The 591-nt window shown below is 38.6% G+C and carries 1 protein-coding gene; it reads left to right on the forward strand.

What is annotated here, in order from left to right; genetic code table 11:
• Positions 1-72 precede the first annotated feature (72 nt).
• Positions 73-591: transposase domain-containing protein (locus tag ACY3FQ_RS18365; protein WP_489774612.1), on the forward strand; the 519-nt coding region annotated here is incomplete at its 3' end.

Consider the following 591-nt stretch of genomic DNA (forward strand, 5'->3'; position numbering starts at 1 on the left):
GTAATGCCAGTCAGTTAAGCAAAAAAAGTTAAAATGCTGTAAAAAGAGCGTATGTAAATACGCTCTTTTTTTATGAATTTATCTCAGAATCTAGATTTAACATTAAAACAAACCTTACCTTCACTTTCACAATTCAGTGAATTGATTGATTTAAACTGGATTGAAGATTGCTTAGACCAAACAGGTAAAGCATCAATTCGAAAAAGAAAACTGCCTGCTGAACATGTTGTTTGGCTGGTAATCGGACTTGCTCTATTTCGAAATCAACCGATTTGGTATGTGGTTCAACAATTGCAACTTGTTTTCGGTACGGCAGAATACTGTGTACCGAGTGCATCCGTACAAGCAAGACAACGCTTAGGCTTAGAACCCATGAGTGCTTTATTTTCGACATTAAGTCAGGCATGGTTTAAAGACTCACAACAACAATATAGCAACTTTCACGGTCTATGCGTTTGTGCTGTAGATGGTGTGGTTTGGTCTATGCCTCATACAGAAGAAAACTTTAAGCACTTTGGTTCATCCAAAGGCAAAACAGCAGCTGCACCTTACCCACAAGTTAGAGCGACTTGCCTGGTGAATACCAATACC

It is taken from the genome of Acinetobacter sp. AB03, assembly GCF_058107045.1.